The sequence below is a fragment of the Desulfopila inferna genome (genome assembly GCF_016919005.1).
Classification (GTDB): Bacteria; Desulfobacterota; Desulfobulbia; order Desulfobulbales; family Desulfocapsaceae; genus Desulfopila_A; species Desulfopila_A inferna.
The window spans coordinates 123,963-148,056 of the sequence record NZ_JAFFQE010000004.1 but is presented as its reverse complement, the minus strand read 5'-3'; the positions used below and the strand labels follow the sequence as shown (position 1 = coordinate 148,056).

The 24,094-nt window shown below is 50.9% G+C and carries 24 protein-coding genes; 14 read left to right on the top strand and 10 right to left on the bottom strand.

Features of this window, described 5'->3' with window-relative positions; all coding sequences use genetic code 11:
* The first annotated feature begins 446 nt into the window (after window positions 1-446).
* The 12 genes from JWG88_RS11600 (at window position 447) to nrfD (ending at window position 12,117) form a co-directional block, all read left to right on the top strand.
* Entirely contained in the window at window positions 447-2,459 is a 2,013-nt protein-coding gene (locus JWG88_RS11600) for a CoB--CoM heterodisulfide reductase iron-sulfur subunit A family protein (RefSeq protein WP_205233921.1), read from the top strand.
* Window positions 2,460-2,468: 9 nt separating this feature from the next.
* Entirely contained in the window at window positions 2,469-2,984 is a 516-nt protein-coding gene (locus JWG88_RS11595; protein ID WP_240194411.1) for a 4Fe-4S dicluster domain-containing protein, read from the top strand.
* Between the two features lie 13 nt (window positions 2,985-2,997).
* Window positions 2,998-3,906, top strand: coding sequence for a CoB--CoM heterodisulfide reductase iron-sulfur subunit B family protein (locus tag JWG88_RS11590; protein ID WP_205233920.1), 909 nt, complete (start codon window positions 2,998-3,000; stop codon window positions 3,904-3,906).
* A gap of 175 nt (window positions 3,907-4,081) precedes the next feature.
* Window positions 4,082-4,504, top strand: a complete 423-nt coding sequence (locus tag JWG88_RS11585) for a hydrogenase iron-sulfur subunit (protein ID WP_205233919.1) — start codon at window positions 4,082-4,084, stop codon at window positions 4,502-4,504.
* Window positions 4,497-5,468 (top strand): NADH-quinone oxidoreductase subunit B family protein, encoded by a 972-nt coding sequence (locus tag JWG88_RS11580; RefSeq protein ID WP_205233918.1) that lies wholly within the window; start codon window positions 4,497-4,499, stop codon window positions 5,466-5,468. The genes JWG88_RS11585 and JWG88_RS11580 overlap by 8 nt, the downstream gene beginning before the upstream one ends.
* 29 nt (window positions 5,469-5,497) lie before the next feature.
* Window positions 5,498-6,961 (top strand): Ni/Fe hydrogenase subunit alpha, encoded by a 1,464-nt coding sequence (locus tag JWG88_RS11575; protein WP_205233917.1) that lies wholly within the window; start codon window positions 5,498-5,500, stop codon window positions 6,959-6,961.
* A gap of 55 nt (window positions 6,962-7,016) precedes the next feature.
* Window positions 7,017-7,481, top strand: coding sequence for a hydrogenase maturation protease (locus tag JWG88_RS11570; protein WP_205233916.1), 465 nt, complete (start codon window positions 7,017-7,019; stop codon window positions 7,479-7,481).
* A 220-nt stretch (window positions 7,482-7,701) separates the two neighbouring features.
* On the top strand, window positions 7,702-8,784 hold the full coding sequence (locus tag JWG88_RS11565) for a Coenzyme F420 hydrogenase/dehydrogenase, beta subunit C-terminal domain (protein ID WP_205233915.1): 1,083 nt from the start codon (window positions 7,702-7,704) through the stop codon (window positions 8,782-8,784).
* Between the two features lie 482 nt (window positions 8,785-9,266).
* Window positions 9,267-9,488, top strand: coding sequence for a CRISPR-associated protein Cas4 (locus JWG88_RS11560; protein ID WP_205233914.1), 222 nt, complete (start codon window positions 9,267-9,269; stop codon window positions 9,486-9,488).
* A gap of 72 nt (window positions 9,489-9,560) precedes the next feature.
* Window positions 9,561-10,040, top strand: a complete 480-nt coding sequence (locus tag JWG88_RS11555; protein WP_205233913.1) for a hypothetical protein — start codon at window positions 9,561-9,563, stop codon at window positions 10,038-10,040.
* A 2-nt stretch (window positions 10,041-10,042) separates the two neighbouring features.
* Window positions 10,043-10,816, top strand: coding sequence for a 4Fe-4S dicluster domain-containing protein (locus JWG88_RS21935; protein ID WP_306793097.1), 774 nt, complete (start codon window positions 10,043-10,045; stop codon window positions 10,814-10,816).
* Window positions 10,817-10,818: 2 nt separating this feature from the next.
* Window positions 10,819-12,117: an NrfD/PsrC family molybdoenzyme membrane anchor subunit gene (nrfD, locus tag JWG88_RS11545; protein ID WP_205233912.1), complete on the top strand. Its 1,299-nt coding sequence runs from the start codon at window positions 10,819-10,821 to the stop codon at window positions 12,115-12,117.
* Window positions 12,118-12,188: 71 nt separating this feature from the next.
* Here the strand turns inward: nrfD and JWG88_RS11540 are convergent, their stop codons facing one another.
* The 4 genes from JWG88_RS11540 to JWG88_RS11525 form a co-directional block, all read right to left on the bottom strand.
* A complete protein-coding gene (locus JWG88_RS11540) occupies window positions 12,189-13,889 on the bottom strand; it encodes an ATP-binding protein (protein WP_205233911.1) in 1,701 nt (566 codons plus the stop codon).
* A gap of 454 nt (window positions 13,890-14,343) precedes the next feature.
* Window positions 14,344-14,640, bottom strand: coding sequence for an iron-sulfur cluster biosynthesis family protein (locus tag JWG88_RS11535; protein WP_205233910.1), 297 nt, complete (start codon window positions 14,638-14,640; stop codon window positions 14,344-14,346).
* 418 nt (window positions 14,641-15,058) lie between these two features.
* Window positions 15,059-17,131 (bottom strand): heavy metal translocating P-type ATPase, encoded by a 2,073-nt coding sequence (locus tag JWG88_RS11530; protein WP_205233909.1) that lies wholly within the window; start codon window positions 17,129-17,131, stop codon window positions 15,059-15,061.
* Between the two features lie 322 nt (window positions 17,132-17,453).
* Window positions 17,454-17,795, bottom strand: a complete 342-nt coding sequence (locus tag JWG88_RS11525; RefSeq protein WP_205233908.1) for a putative signal transducing protein — start codon at window positions 17,793-17,795, stop codon at window positions 17,454-17,456.
* Window positions 17,796-17,901: 106 nt separating this feature from the next.
* On the opposite strand from JWG88_RS11525, the gene JWG88_RS11520 reads away from it, so the two are divergent.
* Window positions 17,902-18,645, top strand: coding sequence for a Mut7-C RNAse domain-containing protein (locus JWG88_RS11520; protein ID WP_205233906.1), 744 nt, complete (start codon window positions 17,902-17,904; stop codon window positions 18,643-18,645).
* A 27-nt stretch (window positions 18,646-18,672) separates the two neighbouring features.
* Here JWG88_RS11520 and JWG88_RS11515 read toward each other — a convergent pair whose 3' ends face one another.
* Together JWG88_RS11515 and JWG88_RS11510 are read right to left on the bottom strand one after the other, a co-directional pair.
* Window positions 18,673-19,269, bottom strand: coding sequence for a histidine phosphatase family protein (locus JWG88_RS11515; protein WP_205233905.1), 597 nt, complete (start codon window positions 19,267-19,269; stop codon window positions 18,673-18,675).
* Window positions 19,270-19,317: 48 nt separating this feature from the next.
* Entirely contained in the window at window positions 19,318-19,899 is a 582-nt protein-coding gene (locus JWG88_RS11510) for a hypothetical protein (protein ID WP_205233904.1), read from the bottom strand.
* Window positions 19,900-20,197: 298 nt separating this feature from the next.
* Between JWG88_RS11510 and JWG88_RS11505 the strand changes: the two genes are divergently transcribed.
* Complete coding sequence (locus tag JWG88_RS11505) at window positions 20,198-20,761, top strand: P-loop NTPase family protein (RefSeq protein WP_205233903.1); 564 nt, start codon at window positions 20,198-20,200, stop codon at window positions 20,759-20,761.
* Between the two features lie 287 nt (window positions 20,762-21,048).
* Here JWG88_RS11505 and JWG88_RS11500 read toward each other — a convergent pair whose 3' ends face one another.
* The 4 genes from JWG88_RS11500 to JWG88_RS11485 all read right to left on the bottom strand — a co-directional run bounded on the left by JWG88_RS11500 (window position 21,049) and on the right by JWG88_RS11485 (window position 23,979).
* Window positions 21,049-21,717, bottom strand: a complete 669-nt coding sequence (locus JWG88_RS11500) for an amino acid ABC transporter permease (RefSeq protein ID WP_205233902.1) — start codon at window positions 21,715-21,717, stop codon at window positions 21,049-21,051.
* Between the two features lie 2 nt (window positions 21,718-21,719).
* A complete protein-coding gene (locus JWG88_RS11495) occupies window positions 21,720-22,472 on the bottom strand; it encodes an amino acid ABC transporter ATP-binding protein (protein ID WP_205233901.1) in 753 nt (250 codons plus the stop codon).
* Window positions 22,473-22,483: 11 nt separating this feature from the next.
* Window positions 22,484-23,155 (bottom strand): ABC transporter permease subunit, encoded by a 672-nt coding sequence (locus JWG88_RS11490; protein ID WP_205233900.1) that lies wholly within the window; start codon window positions 23,153-23,155, stop codon window positions 22,484-22,486.
* 77 nt (window positions 23,156-23,232) lie between these two features.
* Window positions 23,233-23,979 (bottom strand): ABC transporter substrate-binding protein, encoded by a 747-nt coding sequence (locus JWG88_RS11485; protein ID WP_205233899.1) that lies wholly within the window; start codon window positions 23,977-23,979, stop codon window positions 23,233-23,235.
* Between the last annotated feature and the right edge of the window lie 115 nt (window positions 23,980-24,094).

The following is a 24,094-nucleotide window of genomic DNA, read 5'->3' as shown; positions in this document are numbered from 1 at the left end:
GCGTCTCACTAATCCCACCAAGTTTGGCTGGAAAGATAAATCCGGAAACCGCACAACACCACTGTGTAGTATTGTGCGTATTGTGCTTATAGCTGGACGCACAATTTGAGAAAATATTTTTCCTCTAGCCGGGCAGCAAATAAACATATACAAACAACAAGAATTTCCTCGAAGCTCCTTAGGCTATTTCTTTATTTTTATATTATCTTATTCCATAGTTAATGCATATTAGTTCAGCTTATACCGCTAAACAGCTCTTCTTATAGTATGTATTGAATTAATTTTCTCCGATAAGTGTCATCATATTTTCCTATTTGACAAAGATCCTGTTTTAAATATAGATGCCCAACATGAATAGTTTGAACAATTACATGTTGATTGAATATTTAGGTAGTCATTTGATAATGGGTATTCCTTGAAATGCCCGAAAGAGAACGGAGGAGAACATGGCAAAAGTTGGAGTGTATGTCTGTCATTGCGGCTCGAATATCGGTGGTGTCATCGATGTCGAAGCTGTCCGCAAGCATGCGGAAACTCTGCCCGATGTGACCGTATCCAGAGAAAACCTGTTTATGTGTTCAGATCCGGGTCAGGAAATTATACGCCGGGATATTCGAGACGGTTTGGTCGACAAGGTAGTTGTTGCCGCCTGCACACCCCGCACACATGAGCCCATTTTTCGTAAAGTTCTGGAGGGAGAGGGACTGAATAAGTTTTTCTTTGAAATGGCTAACATCCGGGATCAGGACAGCTGGGTACATGCCCACGACAAGGAAGGCGCCACGGCAAAAGCCAGGAAAATTGTGGACAGCGCCATTGCCAAGGCCAGGAATCTCATGCCGCTGGAAGATAAATACGTCGATGTTACCAAGGCTGCGCTGGTGATCGGCGGAGGAGTTGCAGGAATATTTGCAGCTCTCGATCTCGCCAACATGGGCAATAAAGTGTATCTGGTTGAAAAAGATCCATCTATCGGCGGCGTCATGGCCCAACTTGACAAAACCTTCCCAACCAACGACTGCTCTGCCTGTATCCTCACTCCGGTTATGGTCGATGCGGGAACACATCCGAATATTGAACTCCTTACCTATTCCGAGATAGATTCAGTTGAAGGATATATCGGTAATTTCGATGTTAAAATCAGAAGGAAGCAGGCCTATGTCGACTGGGCCAAATGCACCGGTTGCGGCGACTGCGCCGATGCCTGCCCGGTTCGTACTCCAAATGAATACAATGCCGGCCTCGACAACAGAAGTGCAGCATATATTCATTTTCCCCAGGCCGTACCGAAAAAGGCGGTGGTCGACATGAACGCCTGCATCAACTGCGGTGGCCGGAAGATCGGCAGCGAGACCAGGATCAGTAAAAAGACCGGCAAGCCTATCCTCGCACCCTGCGAGAGGGCCTGTCCCGCTGGAGCTATAGACAGAAGCAGGCCAGCCGATCCCAACGGAGAAATCCTTGATGTCAAAGTAGGCGCCATTGTAGTGGCCACCGGCTATAAGGTTATGGAAAAGGAAAATTTCCACAACCTCGCTCCCGACTCCCCCAACGTGCTCACCGCTCTGCAGCTGGAAAGACTGATCTCCGCAACCGGCCCGACCGGTGGCAAGTTTCTCAGACCCAGCGACCACGAGAAGCCCAAAACCATATCCTTCCTCTCCTGCATCGGTTCGCGTGATCACAACCATCACACCTACTGCTCCAGAGTATGCTGCATGTATATGATCAAACAGGCCAAACTGCTCAAGGAAAAATACCCGGATCTTAACATCTACATGCACTTCATGGATGTGCGTACACCGGGTAAGGATTTCGATGAATATTACACCTCTGCTGTCGACATGGGTATCCGTATAATCCGCGGCAGGGTCGGCGGTATCGACATGCTGCCTGGAGACAAGCTCAAAGTGATGGGCTATGACGGTGATCTCGCTCAAAACATTGAAATAGAAGCCGACATGGTGGTTATGGCGACAGCCATAGAATTGCAGGATGACATCAAACCGCTGGCTCAGAAAATGAGCCTCACCCTGGATGGTTCAGGATTTTTCAAGGAGCTCCATCCCAAGCTGAAACCGGTGGAAACCGCGGTTGAGGGTATTTTTCTTGCCGGCTGCTGCCAGGGACCAAAGGATATTCCGGATACCGTGGCTCAGGCCAAAGGTGCTGCCGCGGCTGCCGCCGTTCCGCTGGCCCAGGGCAGAGTCAAGATAGACCCGACAATATCTGAAATTGACCGTGTGAAGTGCAGCGGCTGCGGTATTTGCGAACCGCTCTGCCCCTACGGTGCCATCAGCATGGTAGCCGAAAACGGCAGCCACCCGCGTGCGCGCATAGAGATGACCCAGTGTAAAGGTTGCGGTGTATGTACCACCGCCTGTCCTTCGACTGCCATTGTACTCCATGGATATTCTGAAAATCAGATCATGGCGCAGATAGCGGCATTAACAGCATAGGAGGTAACCATGGCAGCTTTAAATCTAAGTAAAATGAATCAGGAAGAAGTTATTCAGGCGGTCATCGACAATGGTGGCGCAGGTATAACCAAATGTATCCAGTGCAATGCCTGTGCATCCGTATGTCCGGTTGCCAAAGCAGGATTTCCATTGTACGGACGGCTTCTCTTCAGGAAACTGCAGACAGGCCACTACGAGGAAATAATAGAAGATCCTTCGAGCTGGGCCTGCCAGGCCTGCAACCGCTGCACGGAGATTTGCCCCCGGGATGCCAGACCGTTCGACATCGTTTTTGCCTTCCGCAGAATGCAGGCAAATGAACTGGCCATTTCCACCTCAGCCTTTACTCCTCTGATGAACCTGCACGCCACCGGGCATGCCGTCTATTCCGAATCATCAAAAGAGCTGAGGGAACAGGTAGGCCTGCCGGCCTTACCGGTAACATCGATTTCTGACGAAAAGGCTCAAAAGGAAATCCAGACACTTCTGGATAGCGGCCCCATGGGCGAGCTTGGCATATTCTAGCAAGGAGATAACAATGGAAAAATGCGGTATGTATTTAGGGTGCAATATACCTTTCAAGGCACCGGATATAGAACAATCTTTTTACAAGGTCTTTCCCAGACTTGGTGTCGAAGTCATCGATATGGAAGGAGCCACATGCTGCCCCGCCTGGGGTACGGCCCCATCCTTCGACCTCAATACCTGGCTCGCTGTTTCAGGACGCAATATCAACATTGCCGAAGAGAAGCAAGTCGACATCATGACCGGCTGCAACTCCTGTTTTGGGGTGATGAGCGAAGCCAAACACATGATTGAACATGATGCTGCAAAACGGAAAAAGCTCAATGAAAACATGGCATTGATAGATCGCCGTTTTAAGGGTACTTCCGATATCTATCATGTTTCCCATGTATTGCATAACAAAATCGGTCTGGAGAAAATCAAAGCGAGTCTGAAATACACCCTCAAAGAGCTGAAAATCGCAGTTCAGCCGGGGTGTCACATTCTCTGGCCCACCGAGGCCATGCTGATCAAGGAGAAAAATTCGTTCTTCCCCACAATTCTCAAGGAATTATGCGAGATACTCGACGCCGAGGTTCCTCATTACACCACCCTCAACAGCTGCTGCGGTATGGGTGCCATGCGTTCCACGGATCAGGACAAATCCATAGGCCTGCTCAAAACCAAGCTGATCAACATGAAGGAGGAGATCAATCCCGACATGGTGGTCACCACCTGCTCGTCCTGCTTCCTCCAGTTTGACGGAGCACAGAAGATTCTGCGGGATAAAGGTGAGATCGATTTTGAAATCCCGGTTTTCTACTACACTCAGCTGCTCGCATTATGTATGGGTTTCGAGCCGAAAAACGTTGCGGCAATCAGCGAAACTCCACGTGACCGGATAATACAAAAGATTCAGAGCGAGGCCCGCCTGATTAACTAGTGTTTGTCCAGGAATGAGCAATTTCGGAGTCTGCGCTTACCTGTTTTAAATCCAGACGCTCGATCAATTTAACCGGAGGCATATACTTAATATTCCGAGGATTAAATTTTGAGAGCAACGACGAATTAGAGCAAAAAGCGCCATTTATGGACAAACACAAACTAGGAGAATGATAATGGAATTTATACCCAATATAATCGGATTTGCCTGCCAGTGGTGCACCTATGCCGGTGCAGACCTTGCCGGCAATCTCCGTTGTAAATATCCACCGACAGTCAAGCTGATCAAGGTGCCCTGCTCGGGCAGAGTCAAACCAGAATATGTGCTTCAAGCCTTTGCACAAGGGGCCGACGGTGTACTTGTCGGCGGCTGCCACTTCGGTGACTGTCACTACAAAGACGGCAATCATAAAACCAAAAACCGGATGGATATGCTTAAACAACTGATCGAGGAATTCGGTTTCGATTCGCGAAGATTCAGGCGGGAATGGATTTCCGGCGCCGAAGGCAAGAAATTTGCCGATGTCATCACCGAGTTCACCGAGGAGTTGAAGGAACTCGGCCCCAACAAGATCCTGGAGGTGGAAAACAATGGCTGAGAAAATTAAAACCGGATTTTTGCTTCTCGGAGGATGCGCGGGCTGCGAGATGGCCGTAGTCGATCTTTCCGAAAAGCTGGTGGATGCTCTGGAGCATGTAGAAATAGCTTTCTGGGCCCCGACGGTGGCCGACGTCAAATATGACGATTTGGCAAAGATGGAAGATAATGCCATTGATGTTGCCTTTATCGACGGCATGATTCGCCTCGATGAACATATCCATATGGCGAAGATCATGAGAAAAAAGGCCAAGACTCTGATTGCCTTCGGCGTCTGTGCCGCCCTTGGCGGTACTGCCGGCATGGGCAGCCTGCACACCAAGGAAGAACTTTTTGCCAAGGCCTTCAACAATACGCCGACAACTGACAATCCGGATGGGATTTATCCCCAGGCGGAATGTCTGGTGGACGGCAAATACAATCTGACCTTACCGGTGTATGAAGATAAGGTCCGGACCCTCAACCAAATTGTCGAGGTAGACTACTACATAGGCGGCTGTCCTCCACATCCCTCACATGTCGGCGTAGCCATCAATGCCATTGTCGCCGGACAGTTGCCCCCCAAAGGATCCTGGATAACAAACGGCAAAGCGGTCTGCGATATCTGCGATCGCAATCCCTCGAGCATGGAAAACGGTGCCCGTATCATGGTTGACAAAGTTCTGAGAACCGTGGACGGTGTTCCCGACAAAGACATCTGCCTGCTGCAGCAGGGCTACATCTGTTTCGGCCCCATTACCCAGGGAGATTGCGGCGGTTCCTGTCTTAACGTCAACGTTCCCTGCCGTGGCTGTGGCGGCCCCATCCCCGGTGCGGAAGACTATGGCGCTCAGGCGCTCTCCACAATCGGCTCATTGCTCAAAGACGAAAATGCCACCAGCCAGCTGATGGAGAAGTATCCCAACCTGGCCAAGTTTTTCTATAGATATGCTCTTCCGTCAGGAATTCTGCCGAGAAAAATGTAGAGTGATACAAGACACTAAGGAGTAATACCGTGAAAAAGATAGAAATCAATCCAATGACTCGTCTGGAAGGTCATGGAAAAATAGCAATATTTCTCGACGATGCAGGTAATGTCGATGAAGCGTTCTTTCAGGTTGTTGAGTTCCGCGGCTTCGAAAAATTCCTTGTGGGATTACCGATCGAAGAAGTGCCCCGCACAGTTTCCACCATCTGCGGGGTCTGCCGCGGTGTCCATTTTACCGCGGCCATGAAAGCCTCTGACCAGGTCTACGGAGTTCAGCCGACAGCAGTCGCCAGAAAACTGCGCGAGCTATTTTTTAATGCCCATTATGTTGAAGATCATGCTGTAGTCCTATATGCCCTGGGTTTTCCCGATTTTGTTGTCGGGCCGGGGGCTCCTGCTGCAGAGAGAAATGTGGTAGGTCTGATAAATGCGGTGGGCGCCGAACTCGGCCGCAAGGTGCTGCAGAAACGTGGCTATGCCGTGAAAATCTTTGAAATGCTGGGCGGCAAACCGAATCATCCGGTATCGGCTATCCCCGGTGGCTGGTCTAAGACCCTCAACGAAGTGGAAAGGGAACAGATCGAGGGATGGGCTCATGAGCTGGTTGATCTTTCCAAGCTGACCCTCCAGATTTTCAGCGATGTGGTGCTCAGCAATCCCGGGTATATGGAACTGGTCACCGGGGATATGTACAAGGTTCCCGTCAACTACATGGGCTCCGTGGACGAAAACGGCCACATGGCTCTTTATGACGGCACCCAGAAGGTTGTCGACGTCAACGGTAATGAGCTCTATTCTTTTAAAGGAATGGAGTACATCGATCACATTTCAGAACGGGTGTTGCCCTGGACCTATCTAAAAATGCCCTACCAGAAAAAAATCGGCTGGAAAGGCATCGTCGACGGGGAAGGTACCAGCCTCTACAGTGTCGGTCCTCTGGCCAGATTCAATGTAGCTAATGGCCTGAGTACACCTCTGGCCAATGAAGAGTTTCAAAAATTCTTTACGACCTTCGGCGGCAAACCGGTCCATAACATCATGGGATATCACTGGGCGCGGGCAATTGAGATGCTGCACTGCTCCGAGAGGATACTGGAGCTTGCCCGTGATCCGGAAATTACCAGTGACGACGCCCGGGCACCTTTGGGAGAAGTCACCGGTGAAGGAGTCGGTATCATCGAGGCGCCGCGTGGTACGCTTATTCATCATTACAATACCGATGAAAACGGAATCGTCACCGATGCCAATATCGTAGTGGCCACCACCCACAACAAGGGCCCGATAAATCTGGCAGTGCGCAAGGCGGCAAAACATTTCATCAAGGATGGCAATGTCGATGAGGGCATCCTCAACCATGTAGAAATGGCATACCGCCCTTATGATCTCTGCCTGGGCTGCGCCACCCATGCGGTAAAGCCCGGCTCTTCACCAATCGAGATCAAAATCTATGACAGCAATAAAGAGCTGAGCAGATCTCTCAAAAACTTTTAGCACCCTGCCCCGGACCTGAATATCCCGATTCCGGTCCGGGGAAAGTATAGCGACTATGAAAAAAAAATTTCTTGTCTGTGGTATCGGCAACCCGATGTTGAAAGATGATCGTGCAGGCATCGAAGTGGCGGAACGTATTGAAGCCTCTGACCTCGATGTGGATACCGAAATTATCTACGGGGTCGGTTTCGAAGTAAACGATAAGGTCATGGGCTACGACGATGTCATCGTCATCGATGCCGCCAAAATCGGCAAGCCTCCCGGCACCATAACCCAGGTAAGCGTGGAAGATATCTTTGCAGATCACAAGCTGGTTTCTTCCCATGCGGTCACACTCGGCTCAACACTGAAAGTCGGATATGAACTTTTTCCGGAGCAGATGCCGGGTCGTTTGCAGATCATACTTATCGAGGCGGAAGATTACTTTGAATTTACCCGGGAATGCTCAGCCCCTGTGAACACGGCAATTGCAGAAGTATTTGATTTAATAACCGAATATTATTCCGATATATTAAGCTAACTTCCACCCAGCGGAAGCTGGAGTCCTTACAATACCACTAAGGGGTATCAGTGCCTTGCTATAGAGGCAGATTCACGGACTTTAATATATTTTTCGTTTTCTTGTTTTTTTTGCACCCCTCAAGGGGGTACTGAACTGAGTGGCAGTTTTTCAGGGATAAGGCACTAATAATCGGCCATGCCGGATGCGGACATGGCAAAAAATAGTGAGGGAGGTCATTTTGAAAACTTTTTTTGATCTGAAGCAGGAAGTCATTGCCAGGGGACTTTGCCATGGATGCGGCGGCTGTGTAACATTCTGCACCGCAATTAACTACGGAGCCCTGAAGATGGAAGAGGATCATGTTCCGCGATATCGAAGTGTGGAAAAATGCATCGATTGCGGCCTCTGCTATCTTATCTGCCCGGCTGTTGGTGAATTGGATGAGCAGGTCAACCGCAATGTCGGATGGAGCGCCCCCATGGGGAGGATCCTGCAGGTGTCCGTAGCAAGAGCAACTGATAAAAACATCAGGGACAGGGCAACCGATGGCGGTGCGGTTACCTCTCTGCTCCTCCACCTTTTCGACTCAGGACGCATCGACGGTGCCATCGTTTCCAAACAGACCCATGAAGGCCGTCAGCCCTGGCTGGCCACAAGCCGCGACGACATCATCGCCGCAGCCGGTTCGCATTTTGATGCCATGCAGGGAGTCCTCCAGCTGGGAGAGAAATATTCAACCTATTCACCATCGGCACAGGCACTTGGCTCCCTGATGAGCCAGGGTTTGAGGAAGATTGCTTTTGTCGGTACCCCATGCCAGATCAAGTCGGTGCGAAAAATGCAGGCCCTGAAGCTGGTGCCTTCCAATGCCATCAAATTCTATTTCGGCCTCTTCTGCACTTCAAATTTTGATCTTGACGACGACAAGACACACACTCTGGAAGAGATGGCGGGCTGCACCATGGCCGATGTCGAAAAGATCAATATCAAGGAAGACTTCATGCTCAACCTGAAGGATGGCCGCCAGATAACTATACCTCTTCAGGATCTTGATTTTGCAAGAAGAGATGCCTGTCGCTTCTGTGATGATTTTTCAGCAGAATATGCGGATCTCAGCTTTGGCGGTCTGGGGGCGGATCACGGTTGGACTGCAGTTGTAGTCAGATCAGCTCTCGGCAGGGCGGCATTTGCCGACGCCAGGGAGAAATCTCTTGAAATCCAAAGCATCGATGATCATCCGGGCATTGATGCCGGCCTTATTACCGCCATTATGCAGAGCTCGAAAAACAAGAAAAAAAATGCAGGGAACATGACAAAATAGAACAAATACATGTCACCAACCTTCGACTGATCGGGGGGAGAGGGAATTCTCCCTTCTCGATGCTTTTCTCGCCGCATCTTCTCTCCCCCTGATCGGTTGATTGCAAAACCGAGTTGAGCAGTCTATATGCAAATCCTTACCTTTCAATCCTCTTCTACAATTCCTCCGTCAAAACCACACTTCAGCATTACTCTTTTTATAATGTCCGATAATTCGACCGTGATCAACCTGTCATATCGAGACATGTAAATAATGTTTTCGAAGAAGGAGAACCGGAGAGGAAAAGCAATATACAAAAAATGCATATCACAAATTCCAATAAGCCTGTGGCCTTCTTCAACGATGTCATCACCTCCATAGGTTATCGCGTAAAATAAAAGCGCGACACCCTATTCCCCGTCTGGGCCGCCAGGGTACTCAAGGGACATCTCGCCAGAGGATTCACAGCCAACCAGCAGCGCCTTGCCCGGTTGAGATATGCAATGTACAGTGAAGACGATCTGTTTATGATATCCGCCCTGCAGCATTTTCTCTTCTGTCCGAGGCAGTGTGCATTGATCCATGTCGAGCAGCAGTCGACGCCAAACATTTTTACCGCGGAGGGACGTGTTTTGCATGAACGGGTGCATACGGCGGCCCGGGAGTCTCGGCGGAAAGTCCGGGTGGAGTCTGACATGAACAACCAGCGAGGTGAAGTCGGTTGATAATTTGACAATGCCGAAAAATATTGCTTTAAATAAAGCAACGGCACAAAACTCTGCAAGGGGGCGTTGCGCATGAAAAGCCATGTTTGGCGACCGCTTTTTGTTGTTATCGGACTCGTTGCGGTTTTTCTTGTAACGAGGCTGTTCCTGGTTCCGGAAGATTTCGGCACCCACCAACGTGGATATATGTATGGTTATTACCGGCTGAGCAACGAACAGGAATGGCAGAATTTTCCGCTCAAATACCAACCATTATCGCCCGATTTTTCCTGTAGTGATTGTCATGAAGAGCAGTTTGCGTCGATAGAAAGTGCCCGGCACAAGATCATTCCCTGTCAAAATTGTCATGGCGCGGCGCTCAGCCACCCGGAACAACCTGAAAAACTGATCATCGATCGCAGCCGCGATCTTTGTATCAGGTGTCACGCCTTACTCTTTACCCCTTCCAGCGAGCGCAGTGGTATCCCCGGCATCGACCCCGACGCGCATAACGCGGAGATGGAGTGCAGCGAATGCCATAATCCACACAATCCGGACCTGGAGGGGATGTAGTCATGAAAAGACGTGATTTCCTGAAAGAATCCCTTGTCTTCATCGCCGGGGCCGGCATTTCCCTCTCGGCCCTGGAATGGCTCGATCCGCAAGAGTTGCTCGCCTCACGTCCGGCTGTGCGTTGGGCCTTCCTGGTGGACACCCGTAAATGTGTCGGCTGCGGCTTTTGCGTCAAGGCCTGCAAGATCGAAAACGATATCCCACTCGATGCCGACGTCACCCGCACCTGGGTTGAGCGCTACGTGATCAGAAAGAATGGAGAAGTGGTAATGGACTCACCCAAGGGTGCCCTCCACGGCTTTACCACTAACGGGATCGATCAGAATAAATCAGGCATCCTGCAGGTACCCAACGAGGAAATCGCCAAAGCTTTTTTCGTCCCGAAGCTGTGCAACCAGTGCGAAAACCCACCCTGCGTCCAGGTCTGTCCGGTGGGCGCCACCTACCAGGCCGCCGACGGCGTCGTGCTGGTTGACCGCACCTGGTGCATCGGTTGCGGTTACTGCATCATGGCCTGCCCTTACGGTGTCCGGTTCTTTAATCCGAAGCTGAAGGTCGCCGAAAAATGCAACTTTTGCTACCACCGCATCACCAAGGATATGGAACCTGCCTGCGTTCAGGCCTGTCCCTTCGAGGCCCGTCTGATCGGCAATCTAAAGGATCCGCACGATCCTGTCGCCGAGTCCATTCTCAAGCGGCGGGTCGGCGTGCTGCGTGACGAGTACGGCACCAAGCCACATGCCTTCTACATCGATCTTTCCAAGGAGGTGCGCTAGCCATGATTGAGCATCTGGCCGAATTGTCCGTTCACGGAGAGGCCTGGACGGTAAAAGATCTATTTGTCCTGCCCAACGAATACATCTACTGGTCGATTCAGATCGTCCTTTACCCCTACATGACCGGTCTGATAGCCGGAGCCTTTGTCCTTTCCTCTCTATATCATGTCTTCGGGGTGGAGAAACTTAAAGATATTGCCCGCTTTGCCCTGGTCTTCTCCTTCGCTCTTCTGCCCGGGGCGCTGCTGCCGCTGCTGCTCCATCTGCAGCAACCGCAACGCGGTATCTATGTAATGCTGACGCCCCACTTTACCTCGGCGATTTCAGCCTTCGGTATCGTCTTTACCATTTATTCCTGTATCGTCGGGGCGGAAATCTGGTTTGTCTACCGCAAATTCATCGTTGAATCGATACAGCGTCTGGAGAGAAAGAGCGACCGCGACGGCAAGGATGCCCTGCTGTTGATGATTTACCGGGTTCTCTCCCTCGGTGCCCGTGATCTCGACGAAAAGGCGCTGCACACTGATCACCAGGCCATCAGATTCCTGGCGGGACTCGGTATCCCCGTTGCCTGTTTCCTGCACGGCTATGCCGGATTTATTTTCGGTTCGGTCAAGGCCAATGCCTTGTGGATGACCCCTTTAATGCCGGTTATCTTCATCTGTTCGGCCATCGTCTCGGGCATTGCCCTCTGTCTCATAACTTATGCTTTTTTTATGAACATCCGTCAGTGGGCTGCGGTCCGCAATAAAAAATTCCTGCTGCCGGACTGGCTGATGGGCAGCCCGGATCTTCGGGTCATGCCCCTGCGTAACGTCCAGGACGACGAAATCAGGATAACCGTCAGGTACCTGTTGATCTTCATGACCCTGGCCATTACCCTCGAACTCCTCGATATTATTTTTCGCGGATACACGGCGGTTAAATCGTGGGACATCCTGCGCGATGTCATCTATGAGCACGATTACGTAAAAATCTTCGTGCTGCAGTACGGCATCGGCAATTTTCTCCCCTTCCTGATGCTGCTTGTACCGGGCCTGACCACCCGACGCGCCTGTGTTGCCTGCCTGCTGGTCCTGTTCGGGGTGTTTATGATGCGCTGGAACGTTGTCATCGGCGGCCAGGCTTTCTCGCTTACCTTCGCAGGCTTCATGAGCTACCACCTGCCGATTGTCCCTCACGACATGGAGACTTTCAAAGAGGGTGTCGCCGGCAGTCTGCTCGTCTTAGGGACACCGTTTGTCATCTTCTACTTTCTCAACATGATCATCCCGGCTTTCTGGGAAGACAGCACCCACTGATCTCAACCATTTGTCACTCTTGAGAAAGTTTATCAAGGTAAAGAGAGATTAGGCCGGGAAGAAAATTATGGCTACCTGTTGAACGGCTGAATATTGCTGATAGCGGCAGGAAGCAAAACGGTAAAAACAGTTCCGCTTCTTTTTTCCGATCTGACACTTATGCTGCCTTGATTTTTTCTGACAATGGAGTGTACGATAGCCAGCCCCAAGCCGATACCCTTGCTGCTGTCTCTGTTTTTCGTGGTAAAATATGGATCGAAAATCTTCTCGAGTATAGCCTCGTCAATGCCGCCACCGGTATCGGCAACAACTATTTCAACATATTTACCACGGGATAAGCCTGGTATATCCTCATCAACCACCTCGACATTATGGCCGGTTACAGTGATTTTTCCTCCCTCAGGCGTACAACTTTCAGCATTAAGAAGCAAATTCTGCAAAATTACCTTGAGGTGATCCGGCATCACTTTTATGGGAAAAAGCCCATGCTGAAAATCGACCATAAGGTCAACTTCATTTCTGAACAATTTTTCAAAACGGAGTTCCTTAAAGAGGTCCTGCAATCTGACGCTTCCCAGTGCAGGGCTATCCCGCCGGGTGAAGAGTAACAGTTTGGCGGTTAGATCTTTGGCCCTGTTGGCTGCCTCCATAGCCGAACTCAGAAATTCCTGCACTTTATGCTGCGGGTCGAGAATACGCTGGGAGATCCCCAGATTTCCCAGAATGGCAGAAAGAATATTGTTATAGTCGTGGCCTATACCGCCGGCAAGAATACCTATTGATTCGAGTTTTCTGGCCTGCAGGATTTCCTCCTCCATTTCTCTTCTTCTGGTGATGTCATCGATCTGCCAGACAAAACCTTTCTGCACATCGGGGGGAGACGACTGATCGACCGCCCTTCCTGAAAGCCCACAGAGAAAAGGACTGCCGTCTTTCTTTCTCATGGTATATTCTATCTGTATAATCTTTCCGGCAACCAGATTGTCATAGCATCTCTGGCCGAACTCATGATACTTCTCATCGGATAGATGAAGCTTCCGCACACTGACGTTTTCAAGATGCCGGGCAGAGTCATATCCGAAGATTTCGGCGAGCTTCTCATTACACCTGACCAGATGACGTTCCTTTTTCAGAAGCATTACACCGGTTGTGATTGTGGTGAAGATTGACTCGAATTCGTCGGTGAGTTTGCGGGTTTTTTCCTTTTCGAGCAGAAGTTCCCTGATCTTTGCCTCTCTTTTCTGTTCGGAGCTGTAGAGAGAGGTTATCAGCATGGCATTGTTAAATGCCACAGCCGCCTGATTGGCCAGCGCCTGATACACCAGCTTTTCTTCTTCCGTGAAAATGCGCCTTTCCCGGATATGACCGACCAGAACACCGAAAACCTGATTGGAAAGCATCATCGGAACAGCTATGGCCGAGCGGATATTATATTCTTCTACCAGGGGAGGAGTTTCAAAGCGGTTCTCCAGATGAAAATCCGTCACCGACTCAATCCGGCAGGTTTTCAATGCCAGCCCGGTAACCCCCTGCCCTTTTTCGAGAACAAAGGAATTCATCACTTGTGCGGGAAATCCTTTGGTGGCAGCAATCGTCAGGTTTTCGCGGTCATTGTTAAGGAGCAGGAGTGTTGAGTAATCCAGTCGGAAAATATTTTTGGTAAAGGAGAGACAATAGTCGTGCAATATTTTCAAATCGGTTGTGGAGGCCAGATTCGCTGAAAAAATCTCAATATGCCGCAGTGCAGTGGACGTGGTCAGGCCGGTAATCATTCGGTTTCCTACACTCATGAACCAAGCGGACCCTGTGTATAGTAGTTATACCGCTCCGTCCTGCATGCATGAAACCGATGTCCCACCGATTTCATCCCCCTCTTCACATGCGTCAGCTGCCAGGCAGCAGCCGGGACACCAATACTCAAAAATGCTGAATAGTTAAAAGAGTGTACTACATCAAACCGTTTCCTCCAAGTACAAAAACGCAACAAATGCCTATCTAATAGATTTCACTAAGAAACTATTTGAATTTCCATAGCCTGCAAAAGACTGACGGCTTACTTGCGATGACGATGAGCATCATTTTTATATCAAATACATGCAGCCGAGAAGGTTAAGCTTTCACCAAATTTAAAAGATAGGCACAACTGCTTAACCCAGCTGAGCTGGATAAGAACCTTTCGACACATTATTTTCCTGCAAAAAAAACAAGAAAATAATGTGTAAGGTACTAAACCGGATTTCTCGGCGTAATTTTAAATCCTCCGCCGCCGCAGCCGCCTCCTTCCTGCAAGACATACTCAACTTCGATATTTTCGCAATACTCCAGCAGAGCTTTATCAATAATCACCTCAAGGCCATCAAAGGAGAAGGTCTTGTCGCTGTCGGTCTTTTCATCGACAATTACTCCGAGTGAGGCTCCGCTCTTGTTTCCAGAAAGAATACCAAGACGTACAGAAGAGTCAGGCCCCCTCCTCTCCCGGAATTCCTTAAGCTGCTGTGCAGCCTCTTTGGTTATATTCAGCATAGTCCTCCAGCATAATGCAAAAAAAAAAGACGGCGTCGTAAAAAATCCGATTCCCCGCCTGCAGGTTTCGATTATCGAAGCTTTTATATTGCAGCCAGAAAGGTGCTTTAAAAGTTGCGACGAAGCTCTCCGATGGCAGATAAAAAGTTCGATGCACAAAGCGCGGTTTTGTCAGGACCGTGACTATACAAGTAGTATGTAGCAGGCTCCGGTCGGTCATTTTTACAACGCCATCAAAGTTCATCAATTAGCATAACAGGCAGGATGTCTACAAGAGTTTTCTGCGGCAATCCATTTCGCACGGCTATTGGCTCCGGCTTTCTTTCTGTGATGATCCCATAAAGAGTCATCGAAGTAGCCGGAAGGGCTCTGGCTGAAAAGTTACCCTTTCTGTTACAAGCAGGTCCCGTGGACTTCCTTACAGACGGGCTTTCTGCAAAAGTTTGGCGTTAATTGCCACAATTACAGTACTGGCCGACATCAGAATCGCACCGGCGGCCGGAGCCAGCAGGATGCCCGCCCATGCCAGCACCCCTGCGGCCAATGGAATGGCTACGATATTATAACCCGCCGCCCACCAGAGATTCTGCACCATCTTCCTGTGGCTCAGCTTGCTGAGGTTGATGATCCGGGGAACATCGCGCGGATCCGAGCGGACCAGCACCACGTCTCCGGCTTCCACGGCAACATCGGTACCTGTTCCGATGGCTATGCCTATATCTGCCTTCACCAGTGCCGGGGCATCGTTGACCCCGTCTCCAACCATGGCAACACGTTTGCCCTGATTTTGCAGTTCCTCGATTTTATTGGCTTTATCCTCCGGAAGCACCTGAGCGAAGACGGTATCGATGTTCAGCTCCCTGGCCACGGCATCCGCCACACCTTGTGAATCACCTGTCAATATAGCTACCTCGATATCGGCATCATGAAGGCTCTGAACCGCCTCTTTGGACTCTGGGCGGACCGCATCGGCAATGGCGAATACCGCCAGCGCCCGTGTGTCCTCTACCAGATATACTGCAGCCTGTCCGTTCGAGCTATAGCGCTCCGCCGCTTCTCTGAGCCGGGATTCGCTCTCTACTCCGAATTTGTGCAACAATGCCGGACCACCGACACGTAATTGACGCCCCTCCACCGTGGCCTCTACACCATGACCGGCAATTGCCTGAAAGTCGGTAGCACCGGGAACATCAAGATCCTGCTCCTCGGCACTGTGCTGCAGGGCGCGGGCAATGGGGTGTTCCGAGTCGTGCTCCACCGCCGCCGCCAGCCGCAACGAGGTGCCGTTTTCGGACTCCTCAAGCGCCACGGTCTCGACAACCCGGTGTTCTCCAAGGGTCAGGGTACCGGTTTTATCAAATACGACAGTATCCACATATTGGGCTTCCTCCAACCCCCTCCGATCACGAACCAGCAAACCATTCCGCGCCCCAAGTGTGGTCGAAATGGCGATGACCAGCGGTACCGCAAGACCAAGGGCGTGCGGGCAGGCGATTACCAGTACCGTCACCGTACGGGTGATGGAGAAATCCAGCGATGCCCCTGCTATCATCCAGGCGGACAACGTAAGGAAACCGGCACCTATAGCAACATATGTCAGATAAGAAGCGGCCCGGTCAGCCAGCCCCTGCGACTGCGAACGAGAAGACTGTGCCTCTTCAACCATACGCATGATGCCGGCCAGGGCGGTTTTGTCTCCGGTTTCGGTAACTTCGACTCTTAGCGATCCCTGGTCATTGACTGTTCCGGCAATGACTTTGTCCCCTTCATGCTTCTCAACAGGTTTCGACTCACCTGTGATCATGGATTCATTAACGGAACTCTTGCCGCTTTTAATGATGCCGTCGGCAGGTATGTTCGACCCCGGGCGGATAAGCAGCAGATCTCCCTGCCCAAGCTCACTGACGGGCACCTCTTCTGTCTGGTCACCCTCTTTCAGTCTCAAGGCCGTATCGGGGAGCAGCTTGGCCAGCTCTTTGAGCGCTCCCTGAGCCTGAAAAATCGAGCGCATCTCAATCCAGTGTCCCAACAGCATGATCGTCACCAGAGTGGCAAGCTCCCACCATAATTGTTTCCCTTCATAGCCGAGGGTCACGGCGGCACTGTAAATGAAGGCAACCAGTATAGCTAGTGAAATCAGGGTCATCATTCCCGGCTGTCGCTCGGATAGCTCCCTATAGGCGCCCTGCAGGAATACCCAACCCCCATAGAAGAATACGATGGTAGAAAATATGGCGGGAATATAGGACGAGCCGGGGAATTTGGGTGCCGTATAATTAAACCACCCCTGCAACATCGGCTCCCAGATCAGCGCGGGAATCGTCAGCGCCAGGCAGATCCAGAACTTATCGCGGAACATGGCGACACTATGCCCGGCATGACGACCCTCCTGCTGTTTATGATCGCGGTGCTCAGAGTGCTCATGCTTTTTGGATGCACTATTATTGCCTTTTCCGGGTTTCTCTTGATGGCCGGTTTTTTTATACTCCATTTGTCCTCCGTTTTATACTCCTCTCCGGTACACCTGCTCAGGGGGTCCATCGGATGCTGGAGCGGACTCTCTTCTTCAGAAGAAGGCAGGTGACGGGATGAATTTTACCTTCTGCCTATACTATCAAAATGCAATCATCATGCCGTTCCGGAACAGAAATACATCGAACACGTCGCACGATAGCCGCGGAAATTAAGATGAGATCCCTTTTCCAGCATGGTGTGCCGTGTATTTCTTCCTGCCTTGCCGGACTATCCTGTCCGGCACTACAAAACCACACCTGGAGGAAAGGCTGGCGAATCTAGGAATCTTAGAGGAGAAACTATTTTTGCAATGGTGGGATATGACGCGGCATCCCGCATTTCCAACAATGGGTAAACTGTTCTTCCAGCTCCTCCCCGCAGGATAAACAGGTCCAGGTTTCCTTAGTGGCGGATTGTTCTCTTATTGACTTTTCATACTGCCAGACAATGAGGCGCGCCTCTTTATACCTGTCCTCTTCAATTATCCAGACGGTGGGAGCCGTTTCAGGAGTTATGGGAAGTTCCCCTCGACTGCCGAACAGAGTTTCGCCCTGCACTATGCAGGCAATTCCCTGTGCCTCCAATATTCCTTTGACCATATGGGCTTCAGTGGGATGCGCTGCTGAATAAACTTGTATCATTTTCTATTGTGAATAGAATTTAAAAGAGTGAATTACCGCTGTCGTAGGCTTATGTGGCCTCTTAAAGAGACAATAAGTGTAAGAAGCGATAAACCAAGAGGATGATATGAACAGTCTCGGCATCAGATGCATTTTTCATGGTAATCTCGCCGAACTTCTGCCGAAGAAATACAGGGATAATGAGGATATTTATCCTCTGAACCGACGAGCGGCTATAAAGGACATTATCGAATCCCTGAGTATCCCTCATACCGAGGTGGGAAAAATTGAAAAAGATGGAGAGCAGACCACCTTTCACCATATTGGTGTTGCAGGTGAAATGTTCCATATCTATCCCTTTTCTTCCGATACACCGGTTCTGCAGCCCACCATTCTTCGCCCGCAACCCTTCTCCTCCATCTCTTTTATGGCAGATGATACCGTCCGCAAGCTGCGCCGCAACATGCGCATGGCCGGTCTGAACACCGCTGCAGCTCCCCACAAGCAACTGACGGAAATCGCCATCTCGGCAACAAGGAAGCAACGGATTCTGGTAAGCAGAAACCGCGATCTTCTTAAATGTAAAGATGTCGTCTTTGGTCAACTTGTCAGATCAGGAGATCATGTCCTCCAGCTCAGGGAGGTATTCTGCCGCTATACCTTCGCAGAGCGGCCGACTCCCTTCAGTCGCTGCCTGGAATGCAACAATGTTTTGCAGGATGTGAAAAAGGAGGAGATTCTCGATCAGCTCCAACCCCTGACCCGGAAATACTATTTCACCTTCAAAAAATGCCCGGGCTGCGCAAAGATCTATTGGCACGGATCACATCTGGAGAAGATGCAGAGGATATTGGATTCGGCCGTGTCGTAGAAGCCCCCTGCAGCCTGATACTGCAGCTCAATCAGTTATTATAGTGCCCGCTATCGTAAACTCGCCCTCATTGCTTACGCTGACAACCACAATCTCACCTGACTGTGGAAAGACGCCTGCAAAAGCGGTTATATTGACCTGATGGGTCACCAGCACAATTGGTTTGTCATTGAATTTCTGGTGTCTAAGCCAATTACGAAGCTTGTCTGTCTGCTCATTTCTTTGTTCATGTTGCCTGAAAAAGGAATTCAGTAAGGGCAATTGCTTAACCGGTCCAAGCCCCAGCAGGACGGCCGTTTCCAGACAGCGGCACCATTGGCTGGAATACACCCGCGCGGTATCGATGCCGTAATAGCGGAAACGGTTGCCGATTTCCTCTGCCTGTCTGCGTCCCTTCTGCGAGAGATTGCGCTGTGTGCGGCAGTCATTCAGAGAAAACCGTGGAGGATCTCCTGTCCCAGGCGCGACAGCGTGACGGATAAGAGCAAAATGTCCACCTGATTTCAAAGCCTTCCACAATTCAGCATCATTCACCGCTCCGGCCGCTGAATATTTGACGGTAAAAATGAGCAGTAGCAGAAAAATTACTCCACCAGTCGTTTCGGCAATAATTGGGATTTTCATCAGCAGCCTCATTTCTGGGATTTGCCTGGATAAGAGTTCACTGTAAGGCTATTTCAGGTGGACATCAGCAAGCTGAACTTGATTCAATCGCATGTGGGTCAACGTTGACTGATCGACCAGCGCGAAGTGATCCTGCAGAAAAACCTCGGCTAAACCATTGTGGTCCCTGAGCAGCACCTCAACCGTCCAGATGCCGTAGGGATCCCCCAGTTCCGCCGAAAAATCGATCACTACATAGGCAAGCCGGATGTTCTGCGGATCTCCAACAATTTCCCCATCACCGCACAGGAGCTCCTCCTGTTCATAGGAAATCCTCTCATCCGGCCTGATAATCTTGATATCACAGGTGATACTGATATGATTGTCTTCATCTGCCCCGGGATTGAGATAGAAGGTCAGTATAGTGATATTTTCTCCCAGCCGGACACTCTTTGCCTCCACGAATCTCGGGATTACTTCACTGGGTGTATCCCATTTTTCCTTCCAGTCCCGATCGGAGGTTATCAGCAGCCAGCCGCGGAATTCCCTGTCTGAACCTCCAGGTTCTTCCTGCTGTTCAGCTCCGGCGCCGGTTTTAGCCAGGCCCAGGGAGAAAAGGACAAGGCCGAGGAAAATTATTGCCGTTTTCATGGCATCTCCTATAGTCTGGTGTACCCTTTTACACATAAGAAAGTGACAGGGAAGAGTGAATCTTCTAAAATAGGTTGTGCTGCATGATAAAAACAGATAATGCTCATAGGAGCAATTGTGCACTCTTTTAGTACCTTACCCCCAAAAACTGACACTTAGTTCAGTACCCCCTCGAGGGGTATAAAAAACATGAAAACGGAAACTGTCTTTAAAGCCGACAACTTATACTTACTGCCAAGGTACTTATCCCGGCCGGTTTACCGGCTTTTCGGGGTCAGAATTTATTATCCGGTAAACCATGCTTCATGATCCTAATCTTCTTGTAGTCGGCGGCACCGGCAGGAATGTCGGCAAAACCGAATTTGTCTGCAGGCTGATCGAAAAAATCTCCCGGACTGGGGTTGTCTATGCCCTGAAGGTCTCCGCCATCTTTCCGGACGAGGAAATCTACCATGGAAATCATGACGGCAAAGAGTCTGCGCACCATCTGTTTGAAGAAACCCGGAGGGAGACCGGCAAGGATACATCCAGGATGCTGCGGGCTGGCGCTTCACGTGTCTTTTACCTCCGTGGCGACGATAGCACTATCCTCTCGGCCTATGCCGCTTTTCGCAGGCTTGTTCCCGCGAAAGCTGCGATAATCTGCGAATCAAACAGTTTGGCCGAGAGCGTCCAGCCGGCCCTGCAGATCATGATCAGACAGAAAGATGGGATAATCAAAAGTCGCGCCCTGCCGCGACTGCAGCTTGCTGATATGGTGGTTACATCCGACGGTAATTCCGGTTTCCCCGAGCTTCGGAAAATCCATTACGACCCGCAGAACTCCTGGTCTCTTTCCGAGAAATCAGACAGCACCCGGTGATAAAGGCCCGGAAGGTGTCATGCTCCGCACCAGTCGGGTATCTGTCCGCTCTCTTATGCCATCCTGAATACCCTTAATCCTCAGCTCAAGGCCGAAAAAATCTGGGTATCAGGGGTAATCAGATATGCAATTATAATCCAGGTTCTGTTCAGGCTTTTTATAAAGATAAGACGTCAGCACTTCCAGACAAGAGGGGCAAACTGCACCGGTCGAATGAGTGATCATGCTTTCCAGGCGCCGTTCCTCGATGATCTGGCATTTCCCGCCGGCGCCTTATTTTGAAATTTTTATCTGCTTTTCATCCCGAATCCGGGAATGGCCAGTCGTTTTTCGAATTTTTCCAGGAGATAGGTAGCTACCGTGACCAGAAACAGATAATAGCAGGCCACGACCATGAAGGATTCGGTGAAGCGGAAGGTCTGGGCCGCGACGGCCCGCGCCTCCCCTGTCAGTTCGATGCAGCTGACGATATAGGCCAGCGAGGAGTACTTGATCAGATAGATGATTTCATTGCCGCAGCCGGGCAGGGCGTTGCGGAAGGCCTGAGGAATGATGATCCAGACGAGCGCCTGTATTTTGCTCATGCCCAGCGCCGATGCCGCACGCATCTGTCCGGATTTGATCGAGAGCAGGGCACCGCGGATGTATTCGGAATGATAGGCCGAACTGCACAGAATAAATCCAACCACCGCAGCCGTATAGGCCTCGAAGTAGATACCGATGTTGGGCAGTCCGTAATAGAGAATGAACAGCTGCACCATCAGCGGCACCCCGCGGAAGACCGAGGTGTAACCGTTGAGCAGCCGTTGCGCCGCCGGAGGTCCGTAAACCCGTACCGTGCCGACAATGACACCGCCGATCAAGCCGAAAAGAACGGAAGGCACGATAAGCATTGTGCTCATCACCAGGCCTCTGTTCAGGGCCGGGATGAGTTCCTGGGTATAAAACGGATCCATGGTCAACTGCCCCCGATGCCGTCCAGACGGGCACAGAAGTCCCGCGTCCTGCTGCCGGCTGTCGCGCTGAGCAGTTCCGCCGGGCTGCCCTGCTCGATGACGCTGCCCTGCTGCATGAAGAGTATTTCATCGGCAAGGGCCTGGGCGAAGTCCATTTGATGCGTGGCCATCAACATGGTCAGTCCTTCCCTGGTAAGGTCGCGAATGACTGAAAGAACCTCCCCAACCAACTCCGGATCTAACGCAGAGGTCGGCTCATCCAGGAGCAGTACCTTCGGATCCATGGCCAGCGCCCGGGCGATGGCGACACGCTGCTTCTGGCCGCCGGAGAGTTCGGCCGGAAAAAGCATCTTTTTATCCTGCAATCCGACCCTGGCAAGTTCTTCGGCGGCACGCTCATTGGCGGCGGCCTTTTTCATTCCCTTCACCTTGCGCAGGGCGATTGCTACATTGTCCAGAGCGTTAAGGTGATCGAAGAGATTGAAATCCTGGAAGATCATGCCGACCTGCTGACGATAGGCGTACAGTTCTTTTGTGTTGGTGAAATCAACTGTTCTGCCGTCCAGTTCGATACTGCCGCTGTCATGCGGGATGAGATGATTGAGAGTCTGCAGGAATGTCGATTTTCCTCCACCTGAGGGGCCGATCAATACCTTCAGCGAGCCCGCCGGCAGGGTGATGGAGACGTTGCTGAGGATCTTTTTGCCGCCGAGGGTGACGCAGATGTTTCGAGCCGATAATGCGGGTGTCGTCATAATGCAGCCTTTCAGGAGGTATATCCGGGGATGCGCAGCTTCTTTTCCAGTCGAGCCAGGAGCCGCAGCCCAAAGATGGTGATGACAAGATAGATGCAGCCGACGAAGACGAACAGGGTGAGGTGCTCATATGTCCTCGAGGCGACGAAATGGGTGCGGGTGAACATGTCCATGGCCCCGACCACATATGCCAGCGCTGAATCCTTAAGGATGATCGAATATTCATTCGACCATGCCGGGATGGAGATGCGCAGGGTCTGGGGCAGAATAATCGAGGCAATCGCCTGTCTGCGGTTCATACCCAACGCCAGAGCTGCCTTGAGCTGCCCCTGGGGGAGGGACTGAATCGAACCGCGGAAGATCTGTGACTGGTATGCCGCACTGGTCATGCCAAGCACGAGAGCGGTGGTGGCAAAGGCGGAGAGATTAAGATGAAGAAGCTCGAATATGCCGAAATAAAAAAGAAACATCAAAATGAGAATGGGAACCCCCCGGAAAAACCAGACATACAAGCCGATGATTCTCTTCAGCACCGGGTGGCCGTATACCTGGATGAGCGCCAGGGGCAACCCCATGACCAGGCCGAGGAACAGAGCCCCGATGACGATGACCAGGGTTATTCCGGCACCCTGCAGGATATAGGGCAAGGCATCCAGTATGACGAGCACCTTTTGGTAGAGCACGAGTTCTCCAGGTTGGCAAAGAGTAAACTGGAGCTGCCCGCATCATGCGGAAAAAACAGCTCCAGCGGCTGCAAAGATTACTTCTTATCTTTGATATGTTTGGCCTTGAGCTCCTCCCAATAGGGATCTGCCATCAATTTCCGCAGGCCGTCGTTGATAAGTTTTTCAAGCTCCTTTTCCTCATAGCGCATGGCCACGCCGAAATCCTCACGGATGCCGAAGGTACCGGCGATCTTCACCGGCTTTTTCTTGTCGATGGCATCCTGGGCCGGGCTCATATTCATGCCGCCGGCTATAATGCGTCCGTTGATTATCTCGGTGACAATCTGCGGTGCGGAATCATATTGACGCAGCTCGAGACCCCAGCCTTCCTTTTCGTTGGCTTCGGCCAGCCACTTGCCGTCGCTGGTGCCTGCCTGATAACCCACTCTTCCCTTTGAAGCCATGATCTGCTCTGCGGTCAGATCGCTGTCTTCTCTGACAACGAAGACGTTCTCGACTGTCCAGTAGGGAATGGAGAAGTTGACCTGCTTCTTGCGCTCGTCGGTGATGGTCATGCCGGACATGACCGTATCGATTTTTCTAGCGACAACGGACTGGACTATCGTTGACCACTCCATGGGTTTATGCTCTACCTCAAAGCCCATTTCCTCAGCGATCCAGTTCATTGCATCGACGTCAAATCCAGCGGGATTGCCGTTTTTATCAACATAGGCAAAGGGAGGATAGTTTGCATCGATCCCGTTGACCACGGTGCGGGCAAATACGGTCGGAGCGCAAAAAACGCTCAGGATTGTCATCAGTGTCAATACTCTTTTCAACATTGTCTCTCCTTTTCAGTGAATATCAATAATCTCTCGGTTCAGCGCCTGCAGTTTTCGGCAGGTCTTTTTTACAAGACTTGCACTCATAGCAAAAGTTGCCTCGTTTGGCAACAAA

Excerpts from the sequence above, each read along its gene's own strand:
- JWG88_RS11595 (WP_240194411.1), top strand. The coding sequence starts at position 2,469 with ATGGCAGCTTTAAATCTAAGTAAAATGAATCAGGAAGAAGTTATTCAG.
- JWG88_RS11525 (WP_205233908.1), bottom strand. The coding sequence starts at position 17,795 with ATGATACAAGTTTATTCAGCAGCGCATCCCACTGAAGCCCATATGGTC.
- nrfD (WP_205233912.1), top strand. The coding sequence starts at position 10,819 with ATGATTGAGCATCTGGCCGAATTGTCCGTTCACGGAGAGGCCTGGACG.
- JWG88_RS11590 (WP_205233920.1), top strand. The coding sequence starts at position 2,998 with ATGGAAAAATGCGGTATGTATTTAGGGTGCAATATACCTTTCAAGGCA.
- JWG88_RS11530 (WP_205233909.1), bottom strand. The coding sequence starts at position 17,131 with ATGGAGTATAAAAAAACCGGCCATCAAGAGAAACCCGGAAAAGGCAAT.
- JWG88_RS11510 (WP_205233904.1), bottom strand. The coding sequence starts at position 19,899 with ATGAAAACGGCAATAATTTTCCTCGGCCTTGTCCTTTTCTCCCTGGGC.
- JWG88_RS11600 (WP_205233921.1), top strand. The coding sequence starts at position 447 with ATGGCAAAAGTTGGAGTGTATGTCTGTCATTGCGGCTCGAATATCGGT.
- JWG88_RS11520 (WP_205233906.1), top strand. The coding sequence starts at position 17,902 with ATGAACAGTCTCGGCATCAGATGCATTTTTCATGGTAATCTCGCCGAA.
- JWG88_RS21935 (WP_306793097.1), top strand. The coding sequence starts at position 10,043 with ATGAAAAGACGTGATTTCCTGAAAGAATCCCTTGTCTTCATCGCCGGG.
- JWG88_RS11500 (WP_205233902.1), bottom strand. The coding sequence starts at position 21,717 with ATGGATCCGTTTTATACCCAGGAACTCATCCCGGCCCTGAACAGAGGC.
- JWG88_RS11515 (WP_205233905.1), bottom strand. The coding sequence starts at position 19,269 with ATGAAAATCCCAATTATTGCCGAAACGACTGGTGGAGTAATTTTTCTG.
- JWG88_RS11505 (WP_205233903.1), top strand. The coding sequence starts at position 20,198 with ATGCTTCATGATCCTAATCTTCTTGTAGTCGGCGGCACCGGCAGGAAT.
- JWG88_RS11580 (WP_205233918.1), top strand. The coding sequence starts at position 4,497 with ATGGCTGAGAAAATTAAAACCGGATTTTTGCTTCTCGGAGGATGCGCG.
- JWG88_RS11540 (WP_205233911.1), bottom strand. The coding sequence starts at position 13,889 with ATGATTACCGGCCTGACCACGTCCACTGCACTGCGGCATATTGAGATT.
- JWG88_RS11570 (WP_205233916.1), top strand. The coding sequence starts at position 7,017 with ATGAAAAAAAAATTTCTTGTCTGTGGTATCGGCAACCCGATGTTGAAA.
- JWG88_RS11495 (WP_205233901.1), bottom strand. The coding sequence starts at position 22,472 with ATGACGACACCCGCATTATCGGCTCGAAACATCTGCGTCACCCTCGGC.
- JWG88_RS11560 (WP_205233914.1), top strand. The coding sequence starts at position 9,267 with ATGTACAGTGAAGACGATCTGTTTATGATATCCGCCCTGCAGCATTTT.
- JWG88_RS11555 (WP_205233913.1), top strand. The coding sequence starts at position 9,561 with ATGAAAAGCCATGTTTGGCGACCGCTTTTTGTTGTTATCGGACTCGTT.
- JWG88_RS11535 (WP_205233910.1), bottom strand. The coding sequence starts at position 14,640 with ATGCTGAATATAACCAAAGAGGCTGCACAGCAGCTTAAGGAATTCCGG.
- JWG88_RS11485 (WP_205233899.1), bottom strand. The coding sequence starts at position 23,979 with ATGTTGAAAAGAGTATTGACACTGATGACAATCCTGAGCGTTTTTTGC.
- JWG88_RS11585 (WP_205233919.1), top strand. The coding sequence starts at position 4,082 with ATGGAATTTATACCCAATATAATCGGATTTGCCTGCCAGTGGTGCACC.